This window comes from Mycobacterium sp. (assembly GCF_052143115.1).
Taxonomy (GTDB): domain Bacteria; phylum Actinomycetota; class Actinomycetes; order Mycobacteriales; family Mycobacteriaceae; genus Mycobacterium.
The window spans coordinates 1-18,157 of sequence record NZ_JBKQTQ010000325.1 but is presented as its reverse complement, the minus strand read 5'-3'; the positions used below and the strand labels follow the sequence as shown (position 1 = coordinate 18,157).

Sequence of the window (18,157 nt, the reverse complement as noted above, 5' to 3'; positions counted from 1 at the left end):
GATCTCGAGCAGACGCTGCGGCATCTGCTCGGACGCGCCCCGGCGTGACGCCGGCGTCGCGGCCGCGATCACAGGCCGCGGGGCGCCGCCCGGACGGCGGCAACGGTCTTTGGGTCGCCGTCGAACTCGAGGAGTCCGGCATCACGGCCCGCAGCGAATAACAACAGCTCCTGCGGTTCGCCGGTCACTGTGACGGCATCGCCGCGGCCGACGCGGGCAATCTGTTCACCCGCGGGCGTCCGCAGGACGACCTGCGCGGGCAGCTTGCTCAACATCATGCGGCTCATCAGCCCGAGCTGGCGGCGCAGCGGCGTAGCGATCGATGGGTCGAGCACTCTGGGCTGCCAGCCCTCGACGGCGCGGCGCACGTCCTCGTGATGGATGAACATCTCGCCGAGGTTGGCCACCGCGTCAAGCAGCTTGAACGGCGAGTACACCGGTGGGCCGGACGAGATCATCTCGACGAGGTCGTCCCAGCTGGTTGACTGCGCAACGTTGTTCTGCACCTTGGCGGTGTAACGGGCAAGGAAGGCCACGGCGATCCCCACCGTCGCATCCGGCCGCCGTTCGCGAACGACCAGGTGGGCGGCCAGGTCGCGGGTCTTCCAGCCTTCGCAGAGGGTCGGCGCGTCGGGACCGACGGCGCGCAGGGTGTCCACCAGTGCGCTTCGTTCACGCCGGGCTGCGGTCATGGCCTCACGATAGGCGAGTTGTCGCTCCGGCGAGCGCGCCAGATGTTCACTAAGTTAAACTTTAACCTTGTGAAGTTAATCTGGTACGGCCAGCACGGCGTGTTTGTCTTCGTCGTCAGGGAGGTATAGGCGCATGAGTCTGAGCCGTACGGGCTGGTGGCGACCAGATCCTTCGAGAGGGGCTTCAGTGGGCGAGGCAGGTGCATTGTCGTTGGTACCTCCCGCGCAGCCTGTTGGTTTGGATCAGGCTAGTTTGGATCAGGAAAAGTGGTCAGATCCCGGGCAATTCGACGTATGGCGAATCGGGTTGCGCCGCAAGGTGCTGACGCACGTCACCGCATTCGTAGCCGAGCGATCCGCCGTCGAGTTGGATGACTCCGGTGTCGAGGTGGCCGGCGACATCCTGTTGAATTTCGTCACCGGCGGCAAGTGCCTCCGCTCGGCTTTCATGTATCTGGGGTGGCTGTCCGGCGCGGTGGACAGTGACGAGGCGCTGTTCGCGGCCGCCAGCTTGGAGCTGCTGCACGCCTTCGCGCTGCTGCAAGACGATGTCATGGACGCATCGTCGTCGCGCCGGGGCCGTCCTGCGGCGCACGTCCAATTCGGCCAGTGGCATCGAAAGCGAGGGTTATCCGGATCGCCGGACAGGTTCGGCGAATCGGCGGCCATCCTGCTCGGCGATCTGTGTCTGATCTGGGCCGACCAGATGCTCCGCGGGAGCGGCATCGAGCATCGCCGTCTGCAGCAGGCGTGGCCGCGTTACGACGCCATGCGCACCGAGCTGGCGTTGGGCCAGTTTGCCGATCTCGCAAGCGATGTCCGCGATCTGCCGTCGATGGCCGTTGTGCTGGAGGTGGCGCGCCGCAAGTCGGGCAACTACACAGTGCGCCGGCCGTTGGAGATAGGTGCGGCGATGAGCGGCTGCAGCGAACGCACCTTGTCGGGGCTGGGCCGCTACGGCGAAGCAGTGGGCGAAGCGTTTCAGCTGCGCGACGACTTGCTGGGGGTATTCGGCGCCGAGGCGGTGACCGGCAAGCCCAGCGGCCAAGATCTCATCGAGCGCAAGGCCACCAGTGTGGTCATCGCCGCACACCACCTGGCCGACGCCCCCACCCGCAGGCAGCTGACGGACTTGATGAATGGCGGTAACCTTGACGACATCGCCATCGACCGTTGGCGGACGTTGATCGTCACGACCGGCGCCGTGCAGTGGATCGAAGACACCATCAGCGACCGAGTCGCGTCGGCGCGCGACGAACTCGACGAGCTTCGGCTTGACGAACACGTGCGGACCGCGCTGGCGAACATGGCCGCCGTGTGCACGGAGCGTGCCGAATGACGCCGTTACGCAGAGAAGTTCTTCGCTGATGCGGACCGTGCGGGGTCCAAGCGATCGGGTGGTCGTGGTCGGCGCCGGTCTGGCTGGCCTGTCCGCGGCGCTGCATCTGGCCGGTCGCGGCCGTGACGTCACGGTGGTCGAACGTGAGAGCTGGCCCGGTGGACGAGCGGGGCGGCTCGACGTCGGCGGCTATCGGCTCGACACCGGACCGACGGTGCTGACGATGCCCGACATCATCGACGACACTTTCGCCGCCGTCGGTGAAACCTGCTCGGGCCGACTGGATTTGCTGACCGTGGATCCGGCCTACCGTGCGCAGTTCGCCGACGGCAGCAGCCTCGATGTGCACAGCGACGCAGATCAAATGGCAACCGCCATAAAGGAATTCGCCGACGCCAAGCAGGCGGCGGGCTACCGCAAGCTGCGCGACTGGCTGACCCGGTTGTACCAGACCGAGTTCGACGGATTCATCGCCAAGAACTTCGATTCCCCGCTGTCGCTGGTGAATCCGCAGCTGGCGCGACTGGCGGCAATCGGCGGATTCCGCAAATGGGACGCCATGGTCAATCGCCACATCAGCGACCCGCGGCTGCAACGAGTCTTCACGTTCCAGTCGCTGTATGCTGGGGTGGCGCCGCGACAGGCTCTGGCGGTCTATGCGGTCATCGCCTACATGGATACCATCTCGGGTGTGTTGTTTCCGCGCGGCGGGATGCGGGCACTGCCCGACGCGCTGGCCGCCGCCGCGACAGATGCCGGAGTGCGCTTCGTCTACGGCGCGACGGTCACCGGCCTGGAACGCGCCGGGAGCCGTGTGACCGCGCTGCACACCGACCATGAGCACCGCATCGCCTGCGACGCGGTGGTTTTGACCACTGAACTGCCCCAGACTTACACACTGCTGGGCCGCGAACCGCGTCGCCTCGGCACCCTGCGGCCGGCGCCATCGGCGGTCGTCGTTCACGCCGGCTGCCGCCGCGCGCCGTCGGCGAATCATCAGCTGGCACATCACAACATCGTCTTCGGCGCGGCATGGGAGCGGACATTCACCGACATCATCCGAGACGGCCGGCTGATGCGGGATCCGTCGCTGCTCGTCACCCGACCGACGGCCAGCGACCCAAGCCTGGCCCCGGCCGGCCACGACCTGTTCTACGTGCTCGCCCCGGCGCCGAACCTCACCCGCGGTGTCGTCGACTGGTCGCGCGTCGGCGACAGCTACACCGACCAGCTTCTCGATATCGTTGGCACGCGGTTGGTTCCGGACCTGCATGACAGCGCCGAGGTGCTGCATGTCGTCAACCCCGCCGACTGGGCCCGCCAGGGTATGGTCGCCGGCACGCCGTTTGCGCTGGCCCACACGTTCGCGCAGACCGGACCGTTCCGTCCCGCCAACATCGTGCGGGGCATCGACAACGCGGTGTTGGCCGGATCCTCGACCGTGCCCGGCGTCGGCGTGCCCACCGCGTTGATCTCCGGGCGGTTAGCCGCCGACCGCATCACCGGCATCATCGAGCGGTCGAAGCAAAGCGTCGTGGCGAAAGCCGGCCTGTCATGATCCGCACCGAGTTGGACGCCGCCGGTATCGAGGACCCGCGCCTCCGCGGCGCGTATCAACGCTGCCGCACTATCAACGCCGCCCACGGCCGCACCTTCTTTCTGGCCACCAGGTTGCTCGCGCCGGATCAACGTCCGCCGGTCCACGCGCTGTATGGCTTCGCCCGCTACGCAGACGACATCCTCGACGACTTCGACCCGACCCTGGACACCGCGATCCGGGCGGCGCGGCTGCGGCAGCTGTCCGACCAGTTCTTCGCCCTCGACGAGCACCCGAGCAATCCCGTGCTCGCGGCCGTGCGGCACACCGCACGCCGCTACGGCATCCGCGACGAACTGTTCGACGACTTTCTGACGTCCATGCGAATGGATCTCACGATCACCGACTATCCCGACCGCGCTGCACTCAACCTGTATATGAAGGGCTCGGCGGAAGCGATTGGTCTGCAACTGCTTCCGATCTTGGGCACGACAGGACCGGCCGAGGACGCTGCGCCGCACGCGGCGGCGCTGGGCCGGGCCTTCCAACTCACCAACTTCTTGCGGGACATCGACGAAGACCTGATGCGCCAGCGGATTTATCTGCCCGCCGACGAATTAGCCGCCTACGGCGTCGATCGCGACCTGCTGATGTGGTGTCACAGTAATCACCGGACCGATCACCGGGTGCGCAACGCGCTGGTCGATCAGCACGACGTCGCCCGGCAGATCTACCGGTATGCCGCAGGCGGTGTCGCCCTCTTGGCGCCGCGGTCACGACCGTGCGTCGCTACCGCGCTGACGCTGTACGCGGAAATTCTCGACCGCATCGAAGACTCTGATTTTGCGGTGTTCAACCAGCGCGCCACCGTGGGGACCGGGCGACGACTCCGGGTCGCCGGCGTCGGCCTGCTGCGTTCGTGGCGGGCACGGCTGACGGACCGGGCCGCATCACGTGATCGCAAACCCGGTGTGGCGTAATGGATCGCTGGCAATACCTCCTCGTTCTCGCGGCATGCCTGGCGATCACCTTGCCGTTGGAGATCTTTCCTCCCGGCGTCTACCGCCAAGCGCAGCGGGCGATGCGCGCGGTGTTACCGGTTGCCGCCGTGTTTTTGCTCTGGGATGAGGTGGCGATCTGCGCGCACGTATGGACCTATAACCGTACGTACATCTCTGGCGTGACTATCCCGTTTCAGTTGCCGATCGAGGAGGTCGTGTTCTTTCTCGTGATTCCGGCGTGTGGGCTGCTGACCTATAACGCGGTGAGCGCCATTCTCGAGCGGTTCAACCGCCGATGACCGGCCTCGGCTACACGGTGCCGGCCGTGCTGGCGGTGCTGGCCGTGGGCGCACTCGAGGTGACGGCGTTGCGCACCGGGCTTTTTCGGCGCCCGGCCTATTGGGTGTCGATGCTGATCGTGATCGGATTTCAAATCCTGGTCGACGGCTGGCTGACCAAGCTGAGCGCCCCGATCGTGGTGTACGACGATCGGCAGACCACCGGTATCCGGTTTCCCTTCGACATCCCGATCGAAGATTTCCTGTTCGGCTTCGCGTTGGTGACTGCCGTGCTGTTGCTATGGGAACGACAACGTGAGCGTCGGTAACACCGGTCTGCCCCGCGCGGACGTGCCGGCGGCTTTCGACGTCGGCGCGCCTGCCTACGATCGGCTCGTCGGCGCCAGCCCCGGATACCATGCCCACCTGCGACTCTCGGCACAGCGGCTGCGACTGCCCGGCCGCGGTCAAGGGCTGCGGCTGCTCGACGCCGGCTGCGGTACCGGCGCGTCGACGGCCGCTCTGCTGAGCGTCGCCCCGCAGGCCGAGATCGTCGGCGTCGACGCGTCACGAGGAATGCTCGAGGAGGCGCAAGCCAAGTCGTGGCCCCCGTCGGTCCGGTTCGTGCATGCCCCCATCGAGGCCCTTGCTGAAAACGGCGTCGTCGGGACGTTCGACGGGATCCTGGCCGCTTATTTGATCCGCAATTTGTCGGATCCCGACACCCAATTGCGCGCTTTCCGCAACCTGCTGGCGCCCGGCGCCACGCTGGCGGTGCACGACTACTCGGTGCGCGACTCCCGGGCCGCCACCTGGGTGTGGCACGCGGTGTGCTGGGGCATCATCATTCCCTTGGGCTGGCGGCAGACCCGCGACGCGACGTTGTATCGGCATCTGTGGCGCAGCGTGCTGACATTTGACGGCGCAACGCAATTCCGGCAGCGGTTGCGCGACGCGGGGTTCACCGCGGTGCACAGCGAAACCATGCCGGGATGGGAGACCAACCTCGTGCACACCTTCCTCGGGGACGCACCGCGATGACCGATCGGCGTCGCCGGACGTACCCGGCACCGCAGGGCCTGCCCAGCGCCAACGCACTGTCGTCTCAACCGCGCGCCGTTGTTGTCGGTGCCGGAATCGCCGGTCTGGCCGCCGCCACGGGTCTGGCCGAACGCGGAATCAGCGTCGACGTCATCGAACGCGAGGAGTATCTGGGCGGGCGCGTCGGCGCCTGGACCGAGCAATACCGCGACATCGAGGTCGGAATGAACCGGGGCTTCCACGCCTTCTTCCGGCAGTACTACAACTTGCGGGCGTTGCTGCGCCGCGTCGACCCGAAGCTGTCCATGTTGATACCGGTCGACGATTATCCGCTCATCGACGGCGCCGGCCGGCGGGACAGCTTCCGTGGTCTGCCCCGCACCCCGCCGTGGAACGCGCTGGCATTCGCGTTGCGCAGCCCCACCTTTCGACTTGGCGACTTGGCCCGGATCGACGCGCGCGCTGCCGCGCCGCTGGCCGCTGTGTCACTGCCCGACATTTACAATCGCCTCGACCACATCGACGCCGAGACCTTCCTGAAGAGCCTCAACTTCCCCGAGGCGGCACGCCACCTCGCCTTCGAGGTATTTTCTCGCAGCTTTTTCGCCAGTCCGACGGAGCTGTCGGCCGCGGAGCTGGCCACGATGTTCCACATCTACTTCCTCGGCTCCAGCGAGGGGCTTACCTTCGACGTCGCCAACGCCAACTACGACACCGCGTTGTGGCAGCCGCTGCAGCAATACTTGGCCGACCTTGGAGTGCGATTCCATCAGGGCAGCGCCGTGGCAAGCATCGGCCGCGGACACACACAGACATTCCGCATCCACACCGATACCAATGACCGTCTGGACGCGGACGCCGTCGTGCTGGCCACCGATGTGGCCGGCCTGCAGCGAATTGTGGCGTCGTCACCGGGACTTGGCGACGACATGTGGCGGGCACGGATCAGGCGGCTGCGCACCGCGCCGCCCTTCATGGTGCATCGCCTGTGGATCGACCGCCCTGTCGCCCCCCATCGGCCGGCGTTTCTGGGCACCGCCGGTCACGAACCGCTCGACAACATCAGCGTCCTTGACCGCTACGAACGCCAAGCCGCCGACTGGGCCCGGCAACAGCATGGCTCTGTTGTCGAATTACATTCGTACGCGGTGCAATCCGCGCAGCCGCAGCAAGCCATGCTGAGTCGGCTGCATGAGCTCTACCCCGAAACCGCCGGCGCGCGAGTGGTTTACGAACGAATGCTGCATCACCGCGACTGTCCGCTGTTCGCGCCTGGCACCCATGCGCATCGACCCGGGGTAATAACACCGCTGCCCGGGCTGCTACTCGCCGGTGACGGAGTCCGCATCGACTTGCCGGTGGCCCTGATGGAGCGTGCCGCCACGACCGGCTGGGCGGCCGCCAACCAGATATTGGCGCAATGGGGACTTGCCGGCCATGCCCTGTGTACGGTTCCTACCCAAGGCCGCTCGGCGCTGCTGCGCTTTCTTGCCGGCCGAGAAAGGCTTTCGCGACGATGAACATCGGCGACAACATGCGGCGCCGCTGGCCCAAGGATTGGCCGCTGCAGGCGATCCCGCCGGTGGTGTGGGCCGGCCAGCGTCCGACCTACCGCGATGCTTCGCCGGCGATCATCGACGCCGCGTTGGACCGATCGCAGCGCCGACCCACGGGCAACTGGTATGCGTTCGCCGCGAGCCGCGGTGTTCGGCCCGGCCGACCGTTCGGCACCCGCGTCGCCGGCGTCGAACTGGTCGCCTGGCGCGATCAGCAGTCCCGGCTACACGTCGGCCCGCGCAGTTGTCCGCATCTCGGCGCCGACCTTGCTACCGCAGCCGTGCATCGCGGTGCCCTGATCTGCCGATGGCACGGACTATGCCTCGACGGCAGCACAGACGAATTCGGGTGGCGGCCACTGCCCAGCCACGACGACGGTGTGCTGGCGTGGGTGCGTCTGGACAGTGTCGGCGGCGAAGAGCCGCTGGGTCAGCCGGTGATTTCGGCCAGGCCAACCGGCGACACGTTGCACGCCGTCACCCGACTGGTCGGCACGTGCGAGCCCGCCGATATCATCGCCAACCGCCTCGATCCGTGGCACGGCGCGTGGTACCACCCCTACTCGTTTACCCGGCTCGAGGTACTGACCACTCCGACCGACGAGGCGGACCGCTTCCTGGTCGCGGTGACATTCCGAATCGGCCGCATCGGCGTACCCACCGTCGCGGAGTTCACCAGCCCCGAGGCACGCACCATCGTGATGCGCATCGTCGACGGTGAGGGAACAGGCAGTGTGGTCGAAACCCATTCCACACCAATCGGTTTAGGCCCTGACAATCGACCGCGAACTGCGGTGATCGAAGCCGTCGTCGCCACCTCCGACCGCACCGGATTCAAGCGGGCACGCCGCGCCGCCCCGCTGATCACCGGGGTGATGCGCGTTGCCGCGTCCCGGCTTTGGAAAGACGACCTCGCCTACGCCGAACGCCGCTATCAGCTGCGCGCCGGTACAACATAATGCGGGCGCGCAACCGTTCACAGTCGAGGTCGTAGCCAAGGCTAACTGGCGACCGCACGGCCGGACAGCTGTGCGGCGTTCGAGGCGATGTCACGTGCGATACCGCCGAGGACCGCGTTGCGAAACAGCGCGGACGCCTTCCAAAAGGCTTCACCGGCAAGGCCGTACGGCTGAAACAGCGTGCGCTGGCGACAACGGGAGCCGCCCTCGCTGTCCTCGTGCGCCGACAGCTCAAGCCACAGCCGGCCGGGCAGTGGAACATCGGCACGCAGCCGCAGCAGGCGGGGCCGGTCGATGTGCTCGACGCGCCACCAGTCCAGCGCCTCACCGGAATGCAGGCGATGCGGCTGTCGGGATCCGCGGTCAACCCTGACGGCGCCGGAGAGTCTTCCGATCCACCCACGCAGCGCCCAGGCCGGAGGGGCTGCCGACCAGCCATGCTCTGTGCCGATCGACTCGAAAACCTGCCAAAGCGTTTCGGCATCAGCGTCTACTCGGCGTTCAGACACCTGCTCGTGCAGCGATCCGCCGGCCCAGACTGGGTCAGTGGGCAGCGGGCGCGCAGGTGAGTCGTCTGCTCCCGGCCGCGACCACCGCGTGTGCAGCTCGCCGTCGCGCACCCGGGCCAGGGCGAGTCCAACGGCGTCTTCGAAGTGGGTGAGGCCACCGTAGGGGTCCGCAATCTGGGAAGCAATGTCGTGCTCGGTGCAGATCACGTCGTTTTCCAGCGACTTCATCAGCGACGAAGCCAGGGCGCGTGGCAGCGGGGTGATCAGGTTGACCCAGTGCGACGACAGCCACGGAGTCAGCACTGGCACCGGAATGGCGATGCGACGCTGCAGGCCTGCGATCGCGGCATATTTGCGGATCATTTCCGTGTAGGTGAAAGTGTCGGGACCGCCGATATCGAAGGCCCGGTTCACCTCGGCCGGCAGCTCCGCCGCGTTCACCAGGTAGTACAACACGTCGCCGACGGAGATCGGCTGAACCTGGGTTCGCAGCCACCGCGGCGTGACCATCAACGGCAGTCGTTCGGTCAGATACCGCAGTATCTCAAAACTGGCTGATCCTGCTCCGATGATCGCCGCCGCCCGCAGCTCCGCGGTGGGGACTCCGGACTCTTGGAGCAGCCTGCCCACTTCGGCGCGCGACGCCAGGTGATCCGACAACTGCTGCCCATCGGGGATGATGCCGCCGACATAAACGATCCGCGAGAGTCCCGCCGGGGCGGCCGCGTCGGCGACGATCGATGCCGCGCGCGCATCGAAGTCGACGAAATCCGAACGCAGCAGCGAGTGCACCAGATAGTAGAGAACTTGCTGACCCTCGAGTGCTCGCCGCACCTGTTCGCCGTCACTGACGTCGCCCTCGACCACGTCGACGTGCCGGCGCCATGGCACGTCATCGAGCTTGGCGGGCTGTCGGGCCATCACCCGGACGTCATGCCCGGCTGACAGCAGTTCGGGAACCAGGCGGATGCCTAGGTAGCCGGTTGCTCCAAATACGACGCAGCGCATCGCTTACTCCTCCGTTGGCTCGGATACCGAGTCGGCTGGTAAGACGCTATGCGCCAGTTGGAGGCGTGCGCCGTTGCCGCGATCCATCCGGCATATGTACTTCAAAAGATTAATAGTTAAGATAGTAGCGTAAAATTGAAGAGGGGGTAGCGGCTATGTATGCGGTAAGCAGTACTGCAGCGCCAACGAATCGGTGCGGGAGGGCCCTTGATGGGAGCAAGCACAAACCAAACGCTTTGCGATCCCAACAGCGGTGACGTGGAAAAGCTGACGGTGAGTTCGCAAAGCGCGATGTTCTTACGGGCGGCGCAGCTGGTGGCGGACCTACACCAACGTGCGTCGTTCGGCACAGCCGCATTGCTCCGCGAGTTGATTGAAGGTGCCGCCGAATCGGTGCCCGGCGCCCAATATGCGGGCATCACCGTCACCCAGAGGCGCCGCCGTAGCGAAACCGTCGCAGCGACTCATCGCTACCCGGAAATGCTGGACGAGATCCAGAGTCGCTATCAACAGGGACCTTGCTTGACGGCCGCCGCGCAACAACACAGCGTCCGCATCGATGATCTCGACGCTGATGACCGCTGGCCGCTCTACCGTCAAGCGGCGCTCAAACAGACACCGATTCGATCGATCCTCTCGTTCGGGATGTTCAGAGAAGGCGGGACCACTGCTGCGCTCAACTTCTACGCCGAACCGGTCAACGCATTCACTGACGGCTCAGTCAACTTGGGGCTGATTTTCGCCACCCACACCGCGCTGGTATGGAACATGATGCGACGTGACCAGCAGTTCCGCAGTGCACTTGTCTCCCGCGACATCATCGGCCAGGCAAAAGGCATGCTGATGCAACGCCTCGACATTGAGGCTGCCGAAGCCTTCGAATTGCTCAAGCGGGTGTCTCAAGAGTCGAACACCCCGATTGCACAAATTGCCCAGCGGGTCATCACCAGCGATCATTCACTGCCCGTGCAGTACCCGTGCTGAGCGTCAATACCGTTGCGGGACTGTAGAAGTCAGAAGGTCCAGTCGCCTGCGGGCTGACTGTCACTCGTGATATCCTATTCCCCGCGCGCGGCTCCGACGGGCCATCGTAGCTATCGAAAACGTGCCGATACGCTAATCCGACGTCCACCGTGCACCGCGCAACAGCGCGGGCACGGGGCACTTTTGGCAGTTGCTGTCGTATTGCCGCTGATCCAGCGGGTTTCCGATACGCTGGCGCGCAAGAATCCCTAGAAGGATGCGGTTAGGTGACTAAGCGGGGCACACAGAGTTCACCTCCCAACCGGCCAGAGCTTGAGAAGCTGATGTCGGCCGACATGCGGGCGGTCACAGCACAGTCTGATCGGATAGGTCGCCACTTCGCGCGCCAGCACGATGTGAGCGGCAACGATTTCCACGCCTTGCTGCACATCATGGTTGCCGAAAACACTGGGACGCCGTTGACCATGGCTCAACTACGACAGCGAATGGACGTCTCGCCTGCTGCAATCACTTATCTCGTCGACCGGATGATCGACGCCGGCCATGTCCGGCGCGAATCGGATCCCGGCGATCGACGGAAAGCACTTCTTCGGTATGAAAACAGCGGTATGGAACTGGCACGCGGGTTCTTCACCCCGCTGGGCATTCATCTCCGAGCCGCGCTCGCGGACCTGCCCGATAAAGACCTCCTTGCCGCACACCGGGTGATTACCGCGATGATCGCCGCGATGTCGACGTTTGAAAGTGAACTCGTTACGCAGCAACCGAACTCGTCAACTGCGCGAGCGACCACAACGAGCGATCACGTCTGAAACATCGCTTGGCGATCTAACGAAACATATTGAGCATCACTAATTTACGGATCATCCACCCGCGATTACGGAATCGGCGTGACGCCGATATAGCGCAGGGCCAGTAGATCCGCGGCGCCGGTGCCGTGCAGGCAGATTCGTAGCTCGTCGATGAATCGCTGTAGCCAATCCAGCACGGCGTCAGTGGATTCGATCGCTGCTGCCAGCAGTGGGCGGGCGATCGCCACCACGTCGGCGCCCAGTGCCAGCGCTTTGGCCGCATCCATGCCGCTGCGGATACCACCGGAGGCGACCAGCGGGATGGTAGGCAGCGCCTCGCGCACCTCCACGATGGCCTGCGCCGTGGGTATGCCCCAGTCGGCCAAGTCGGGGTAGCGCACCTCGCCGTAGCGAACGAGTTGCTCCACCCGTGACCACGACGTGCCGCCGGCGCCTGCGACGTCGATGGCGGCCACCGGTGGCTCGCCCGACGGACCCATCAACTCCGTCACCGCCGAGGTACCGATTCCGTGGCCCACCTCTTTGAGAAGCACCGGATATTCCAGTGCGCCAGCGACTTCGCGCAACCTGTCCACCGACCCGGAAAAGTCGCTGTCACCATTTCGCTGGACCGCCTCCTGCAGCGGATTGGTATGCACCGCAAGCGCATCTGCTCCGACCCGTTTCAGTGCATGCGAAATGTCTTCGACAGCAGCCGTTGTCAGCTGAGCGAGCCCAATATTGCCGAACAACAACACGTCCGGTGCTACGTCGCGGACGGTGAAGCTGGAGGCCGCCTGCTCCCCCAACGCACTGTCCAGCATGATCCGTTGCGACCCGAGCATCATTCCGATACCCAGCCGTTGGGCGGCTGCGGCCAGATTTCTGTTGATCGTCCCCGACAGCTCGGCGCCGCCGGTCATCGCGCCGACCAATATCGGGGCTCGCAAGGGCGCGCCGAAGAACTCGGTGGACAAGTCGACGTGGGCGAGGCTGGTCTGCGTCAACGCGTTGTACGGCAGGCGGTAGCGTTCAAGCCCCGTCGTGACACCGGAATACGCGACTCGGTCATCAAGACATACGTCTATATGGCGTCGTTTGCGGGTTGTCATCCCGCTCGAATCAGTTGCCACGGCACCTCACCCCCTCTCCGTCTGGCATGTGCCGGCTTCAGCACGTTGGCTGACGGGTGGTTTGGGTGATGCGAGCTCGTGCTGATATCGCCGCATGGCCTCGATCAGCGCAGTGAACACCCGGCTGGCCGCAGACAGGTCCGCGTCGGGCAAGTCGGCCATCGCGTCATGCGTGTGCGTTCCCAACGGGGCGAAGAACGCTCGGGCGGTCGCGAGGCCGGATTCCGAATAGCGCAGGATCACCTTGCGTCGATCGTCAGGGTCAGACTCCCGGGTAATGTGCCCCGACGCGATCATCCGGTCCACCAGGTAGGTGATGGCTGCACCCGAGAGGCCCATTCGCTGGCGTAGTTCACCAGAAGTGATCGGCGCCCCGGCGGTCTCGGCGACCATGACGTGCAGCAGAGCGCGAAAGTCAGTGGGCCGCAAGCCATTTACGACAGCGAAAACTCGGCCGATCTGTTCGGATTCGGCCGTCAATACCCGCAGATCGGCCGAGATCTGCGACGCAAGGGCGGCTCGGCCGCCTGCCGTCTCACCAGAGCCCATGACACTTTGCAGCATATCCGCATTTTGGCTATTACTTCAGTTGATTAATACTTAAATTACTGAAAGAATTGGATCGGAGAGTGGAAAGGATACCAGGTGAATAAGCAGACACTGGCCGCAACGACGCTTGCTGTCGGAGCGGCTGCAGGCATTGGAAGCGTAGCCAGCAGGCCGCGGGTAACCCGGTGGTACTCGCGGCTGCGCAGGCCCGGCTATGTCCCACCGAACGGGGTGTTTCCGGTTGCCTGGACCTCGCTGTACACCGACATCGCGGTCACCTCCGCTACGGCGATCGACCGGCTGCGCGCAGCGGGGCGTCAGGACGAGGCGCGCAACTACGTCGTCGCGTTGGCCGTCAACCTGATCCTCAACGCGGGATGGAGTTGGCTGTTCTTCAAGTACCACAGGCTCGGCGCTTCGGCGGTTGGCGCGGCGGTGCTGGCAGCCAGCAGCGCCGACCTGACCAGGCGGACCGCCGCGGCCGATCCGCGTGCCGGCGCCGCGCTGTTGCCGTATCCGCTGTGGTGTGCCTTTGCCACTGCAATGTCGGGCCATATCTGGGTACTCAATCGACGATGAGACAGGTAGCCCGCTGATGCCCGCGTTGTTGTGGTTCCGCCGCGACCTGAGGCTGCGTGATCTCCCTCCGCTGCTGAGGGCCGCGGCCGACAGCGAGGAGGTGCTCGCCTGCTTTGTGCTCGATCCGCGCCTGGAGGCGTCGTCGGGCGGCCGGCGCATGCAGTTTCTGTGCGACTCGCTGCGGCAGCTGCACGAAGACCTGGATGGGCGACTGCTGGTGACCCGGGGACGGCCTGAAGAGCGAATTCCTGCCATCGCCAAGGAGGTCGACGCGCCGTCGGTGCATGTCTCGGAGGACTTCGCGCCGTATGGCCGGCAACGCGACGATCGGGTGCGCTCGGCGTTGGGCGACGTGCCGCTGGTGGCGACGGGATCGCCGTATGTGGTGTCGCCGGGCCGCGTCACCAAGGACAACGGCGAGCCGTACAAGGTGTTCACCCCGTTCTTCGGCCGATGGCGCGAATTGGGGTGGCGGAAACCTGCTCGAACCGGCCCCAAATCAGCGCGCTGGGTCGATCCCGCGCAGCTGGGAAAGCGGGCGAAATCAGTCGAGATACCCGATCCGGGCGTCGAGCTTGACCTGCCCGCAGGCGAGGCGGCCGCGCGGCGGCAATGGAAAGCATTTGTTCACGACGGCCTGGACCGCTACTCCGACGACCGAGACCGGCCCGACCGAGAGGCCACCAGCCGGATGTCGGCGCACCTGAAGTTCGGCACGATCCACCCGCGGACGATGGTGGCCGACTTGGACCAGCGTCGCGCTGGCGCGCGAGCATGCTTGCGGCAGTTGGCATTTCGCGACTTCTACGCTGCGGTTCTGCATCACTGGCCGGATAGCGCCTGGTGGAACTGGAACCGCGACTTCGACGCCATCCAGACCGACACCAGCGCGGACGCCAAGCGGCGCTTGCAGGCGTGGAAAGCCGGCGAAACCGGTTTCCCGATCGTCGACGCCGGCATGCGCCAGCTACACGAGACCGGTTTCATGCACAACCGGGTGCGGATGGTCGTTGCGTCGTTTCTGGTCAAAGACCTGCACCTGCCCTGGCAGTGGGGGGCCCGCTGGTTCCTCGATCAGCTGGTTGACGGCGACATGGCCAACAACCCGCACGGCTGGCAGTGGTGCGCGGGCTGCGGCACCGACGCGGCGCCGTACTTTCGGGTGTTTAACCCGGCTACACAGGCCGAGAAGTTCGATCCCTCAGGCGATTACATTCGTCGCTGGGTGCCCGAGCTTGCCCAGGTCGACGATGTCCGTCTGACCAAGGGCGACCGGCCTCCTGGGTATCCCGAGCCGATCGTCGATCATGGCGCGGAACGCAGCGAGGCGCTACGCCGCTACCAAGAGATCAGGTGAGAAGCCTCAGCGGGTCGCCTTTTTGCGTTCGATGTCGGCTAGGGACGCAGCCAATTCGGCGCGCTGCGCGGCCGACGTCTCCCAGGACAGCTTCCGGTTTTTGACCACCTTGGCCGGTGCCCCGACCGCGATCGAATAGTCCGGGATAACCCCGCGGACCACTGCGTGCGATCCCAGCACGCAGCCCCGTCCGATCGTAGTGCCCCGCAGCACCGTCGCCTTCACGCCGACCCAGGTGTCCGGCCCGATCCGAACCGGGGACTTGATGATGCCCTGATCCTTGATCGGCAAATTGATGTCGTCCATTCGGTGGTCGAAATCACAGACGTAGCACCAGTCGGCCATCAGCGCCGAATCCCCGAGCTCGATGTCGAGATAGCAGTTGATCACGTTGTCCCGGCCCAGCACCACCTTGTCGCCGAACCGCAGCGAGCCCTCGTGTGCGCGGATGGTGTTCTTGTCCCCGATGTGCACCCAGCGGCCGATCTCCAGCTGCGCCAGTTCGGGTGTGCAGTGGATCTCGACGCCCTTGCCGAGAAACACCATCCCGCGGGTGATGATGTGCGGGTTGGCCAGCTTGAACTTCAGCAGCCGCCAGTAGCGCACCAAATACCAGTGGGTCCACGCGCGGTTGGCCAGCACCCATTTCAGCGAGGCCAGCGTCAGGAACTTGGCCTGGCGTGGGTCACGGAGCATCGATCCCCGCCAGCGGCGATGCAGAGGTGCCCCCCACATTGTCGTCATGGCCGGAAACTCTAGCGCCAGCCGCGCAACGACAAGCTGAGGAGGCGGGCAATCAGACTCACGCGAGGCGGCACAAGTTACCCTCGGCTGTACTCGATCACAGCTCATGCTCCGCAGATAACAGGCCGGCACCCGCTGTGCCATCCGCGTTCCGGGAAGGATGTGGAACCCACACCGTGTTCTGGCCAGGCCCTCGACGTGCACTACGGCGTTGGTCATGCGCGGTGTCGGCGGTCGTTCTGGCGGCCATCCTGGCCGGCTGCGGCAACACCGACTCGTGGGTCGATACCGTGCCCGCCGAGGGCTGGCCCGCGCAATACGGCGACGCCGCCAACAGCAGCTACACGACGACCTCCGGGGCTACCAGCCTGACCCTGCGCTGGACCCGCTCGGTCAAGGGTTCGCTGGCGTCCGCACCGGCGCTGAGCTCCCGCAACTGGATGGTACTGAACGCTCAAACCCCGGGCGGCTGCTCGCTGATGGAGTGGGAGAACGACGACAACGGCAGGCAACGCTGGTGCACTCGGCTCTTCCAAGGCGGCGGAATCTCCGGCCCATTGTTCGACGGCTTCGACAACCTCTACGTCGGCCAGCCCGGGGCGATGGTGTCCTTTCCCCCCACCCAGTGGATCCGTTGGCGCCGACCGGTAATCGGAATGCCTTCCACCCCAAGGTTTCTCGGACACAGTCAACTGCTCGTCGTCACACACCTGGGGCAGGTGCAGGTTTTCGACGCTCACCGCGGCACCGTGGTCGGCAATTCCGTGGATCTGGTGGACAACGTCGACCCGGCCGATTTCACCCGCGGGCTCTCCGATTGCGGACCGGCCCGGGCAGGCTGCCCGGTCGCCGCGGCGCCGGCATTCGCGGCGGCGAACGGGATGGTGGTCGTGGGCCTGTGGCAGCCGGGTGCCCCTGCGGCCGCGCTGACCGCGTTGAAGTATCACCCCGGTCAGAGCCCGCTGCTCACCCGGGAATGGGCCAGCGACGCGGTCAGCGCCGGTGTGCTGGCCAGCCCGGTGCTGTCCAAGGACGGCTCCACGATTTACGTCAACGGCCGCGACGAGCGGTTGTGGGCGCTGCATGCCGCCGACGGCAAGCCGAAATGGTCGGTGCCGCTGGCGTTCCTCGCGCAGACGCCGCCGTCGGTGACGCCGAATGGGTTGATCGTGTCGGGCGGCGGCCCGGACACCCGACTGGTCGCCTTCAAGGACGCCGGCGACCACGCCCAGCAGGTCTGGCGCCGCAACGACGTCAGCCCGCTGTCGACGTCGAGCCTGGCCGGTCCGGGCGTCGGCTATGTAGTGGTGACCGGCGGGCCGGGCAGGGGGGCACGGGGGATGTCGCTGCTGGTCTTCGATCCGGGCAGCGGCCGCACGCTTAGCAACTATTCGCTGCCCGAGGCGACGGGATACCCGGTCGGGGTCTCGATCGGCCACGACCGCCGGGTGGTCACCGCCACCAGCGACGGCCAGGTGTACAGCTTCGGGCCGAACTGACTGGTCAAGCGGTATCGCCTCGGCAAGGATGGTGTGCGTGTCGACTGACCCGGCCGTGCAGCACCCGTCGGCGCAGAACAGTGGTCGTCAGCTCGCCGATGTCCTTGGAACGATCGTCTTGCTGGTTGCGCACTTTCTCCTCTTCGGCGCGACGATCGTGCTGCTGGGACTTCTGGTGATGATGACCGATCCCTGCGGCTACCAGAAGTGTGGCGACCCGGCCTGGCTGGATCGGGCGATGAATCTGAACCTATGGGCCGGCGGCGCGATCTTGTTTGCCGACGTGCCGTCACGCTGATTCGACTCGTCCGCCAGCGGGTCGCGTGGGTCGTGCCGCTCATCGGCTGCGTCGCTCAGCTGGCAGTGGCCTTCGGCGCTGCGGCGATGGAATCGCTGGCCGGCCCGGTCTGGGGCGTTGTCGTTGGACGCAACGCTACTGTCACAACAGTCACACAAGTCTCTGCGGGTTGCGGTGCCGCGTTGACTCCGCGTTGACTCATCAAATATGCCCGCGTAGCTCCTTCGTTGCCTCATGTGTGAATGCCCGCGTACGGCGTGTCGTTGGGGGCCTGTGGGGTGGGGCTGGGCTACCGCCGGATGA

Annotated in this window: 18 protein-coding genes and 1 pseudogene; 14 read left to right on the top strand and 5 right to left on the bottom strand. The window is 65.6% G+C overall.

Annotated features, from left to right (window positions below; translation table 11 throughout):
- Positions 1-68: 68 nt before the first annotated feature.
- A complete protein-coding gene (locus ACLQI9_RS31700; protein ID WP_442392784.1) occupies positions 69-692 on the bottom strand; it encodes a TIGR03085 family metal-binding protein in 624 nt (207 codons plus the stop codon).
- Between the two features lie 238 nt (positions 693-930).
- Here ACLQI9_RS31700 and ACLQI9_RS31695 point away from each other — a divergent pair, with 238 nt between their 5' ends.
- The 8 genes from ACLQI9_RS31695 to ACLQI9_RS31660 are packed head-to-tail and all read left to right on the top strand — an operon-like array spanning position 931 to position 8,403.
- On the top strand, positions 931-2,031 hold the full coding sequence (locus tag ACLQI9_RS31695; protein ID WP_442392782.1) for a polyprenyl synthetase family protein: 1,101 nt from the start codon (positions 931-933) through the stop codon (positions 2,029-2,031).
- Positions 2,032-2,059: 28 nt separating this feature from the next.
- Positions 2,060-3,589 (top strand): phytoene desaturase family protein, encoded by a 1,530-nt coding sequence (gene crtI / locus ACLQI9_RS31690; protein WP_442384376.1) that lies wholly within the window; start codon positions 2,060-2,062, stop codon positions 3,587-3,589.
- Positions 3,586-4,548 carry a phytoene/squalene synthase family protein gene (locus tag ACLQI9_RS31685; RefSeq protein ID WP_442384374.1) on the top strand — a complete coding sequence of 321 codons (963 nt, stop codon included), beginning with the start codon at positions 3,586-3,588 and terminating at the stop codon, positions 4,546-4,548. The genes crtI and ACLQI9_RS31685 overlap by 4 nt, the downstream gene beginning before the upstream one ends.
- On the top strand, positions 4,548-4,868 hold the full coding sequence (locus ACLQI9_RS31680; RefSeq protein ID WP_442384372.1) for a lycopene cyclase domain-containing protein: 321 nt from the start codon (positions 4,548-4,550) through the stop codon (positions 4,866-4,868). The genes ACLQI9_RS31685 and ACLQI9_RS31680 overlap by 1 nt, the downstream gene beginning before the upstream one ends.
- Positions 4,865-5,176, top strand: coding sequence for a lycopene cyclase domain-containing protein (locus ACLQI9_RS31675; RefSeq protein WP_424395587.1), 312 nt, complete (start codon positions 4,865-4,867; stop codon positions 5,174-5,176). Before ACLQI9_RS31680 ends, ACLQI9_RS31675 begins: the two co-directional genes overlap by 4 nt.
- On the top strand, positions 5,163-5,888 hold the full coding sequence (locus ACLQI9_RS31670; RefSeq protein WP_442384370.1) for a class I SAM-dependent methyltransferase: 726 nt from the start codon (positions 5,163-5,165) through the stop codon (positions 5,886-5,888). The genes ACLQI9_RS31675 and ACLQI9_RS31670 overlap by 14 nt, the downstream gene beginning before the upstream one ends.
- A complete protein-coding gene (locus ACLQI9_RS31665; protein ID WP_442384368.1) occupies positions 5,885-7,408 on the top strand; it encodes an FAD-dependent oxidoreductase in 1,524 nt (507 codons plus the stop codon). The genes ACLQI9_RS31670 and ACLQI9_RS31665 overlap by 4 nt, the downstream gene beginning before the upstream one ends.
- Positions 7,405-8,403 (top strand): DUF5914 domain-containing protein, encoded by a 999-nt coding sequence (locus tag ACLQI9_RS31660; protein WP_442384366.1) that lies wholly within the window; start codon positions 7,405-7,407, stop codon positions 8,401-8,403. Before ACLQI9_RS31665 ends, ACLQI9_RS31660 begins: the two co-directional genes overlap by 4 nt.
- A gap of 41 nt (positions 8,404-8,444) precedes the next feature.
- Here the strand turns inward: ACLQI9_RS31660 and ACLQI9_RS31655 are convergent, their stop codons facing one another.
- On the bottom strand, positions 8,445-9,920 hold the full coding sequence (locus tag ACLQI9_RS31655; protein ID WP_442392780.1) for an SDR family oxidoreductase: 1,476 nt from the start codon (positions 9,918-9,920) through the stop codon (positions 8,445-8,447).
- 291 nt (positions 9,921-10,211) lie between these two features.
- On the opposite strand from ACLQI9_RS31655, the gene ACLQI9_RS31650 reads away from it, so the two are divergent.
- Complete coding sequence (locus ACLQI9_RS31650) at positions 10,212-10,904, top strand: GAF and ANTAR domain-containing protein (RefSeq protein ID WP_442384384.1); 693 nt, start codon at positions 10,212-10,214, stop codon at positions 10,902-10,904.
- 266 nt (positions 10,905-11,170) lie between these two features.
- Entirely contained in the window at positions 11,171-11,716 is a 546-nt protein-coding gene (locus tag ACLQI9_RS31645; RefSeq protein WP_442384362.1) for a MarR family winged helix-turn-helix transcriptional regulator, read from the top strand.
- 65 nt (positions 11,717-11,781) lie between these two features.
- Here ACLQI9_RS31645 and fni read toward each other — a convergent pair whose 3' ends face one another.
- Positions 11,782-12,807, bottom strand: coding sequence for a type 2 isopentenyl-diphosphate Delta-isomerase (fni, locus tag ACLQI9_RS31640; protein WP_442384382.1), 1,026 nt, complete (start codon positions 12,805-12,807; stop codon positions 11,782-11,784).
- Positions 12,808-12,834: 27 nt separating this feature from the next.
- A complete protein-coding gene (locus tag ACLQI9_RS31635; RefSeq protein WP_442392778.1) occupies positions 12,835-13,392 on the bottom strand; it encodes a MarR family winged helix-turn-helix transcriptional regulator in 558 nt (185 codons plus the stop codon).
- An 81-nt stretch (positions 13,393-13,473) separates the two neighbouring features.
- On the opposite strand from ACLQI9_RS31635, the gene ACLQI9_RS31630 reads away from it, so the two are divergent.
- Both ACLQI9_RS31630 and ACLQI9_RS31625 read left to right on the top strand, forming a co-directional pair.
- A complete protein-coding gene (locus ACLQI9_RS31630) occupies positions 13,474-13,956 on the top strand; it encodes a TspO/MBR family protein (RefSeq protein WP_442384358.1) in 483 nt (160 codons plus the stop codon).
- 16 nt (positions 13,957-13,972) lie between these two features.
- Positions 13,973-15,313 carry a cryptochrome/photolyase family protein gene (locus ACLQI9_RS31625; RefSeq protein WP_442384356.1) on the top strand — a complete coding sequence of 447 codons (1,341 nt, stop codon included), beginning with the start codon at positions 13,973-13,975 and terminating at the stop codon, positions 15,311-15,313.
- A 6-nt stretch (positions 15,314-15,319) separates the two neighbouring features.
- Here ACLQI9_RS31625 and ACLQI9_RS31620 read toward each other — a convergent pair whose 3' ends face one another.
- Entirely contained in the window at positions 15,320-16,057 is a 738-nt protein-coding gene (locus ACLQI9_RS31620) for an acyltransferase (RefSeq protein ID WP_442384354.1), read from the bottom strand.
- Between the two features lie 224 nt (positions 16,058-16,281).
- Here ACLQI9_RS31620 and ACLQI9_RS31615 point away from each other — a divergent pair, with 224 nt between their 5' ends.
- Positions 16,282-17,556 (top strand): outer membrane protein assembly factor BamB family protein, encoded by a 1,275-nt coding sequence (locus tag ACLQI9_RS31615; protein ID WP_442392776.1) that lies wholly within the window; start codon positions 16,282-16,284, stop codon positions 17,554-17,556.
- A gap of 28 nt (positions 17,557-17,584) precedes the next feature.
- A pseudogene (locus tag ACLQI9_RS31610) lies at positions 17,585-17,964 on the top strand (DUF6264 family protein); the annotation flags it as partial.
- Positions 17,965-18,157: the final 193 nt, after the last annotated feature.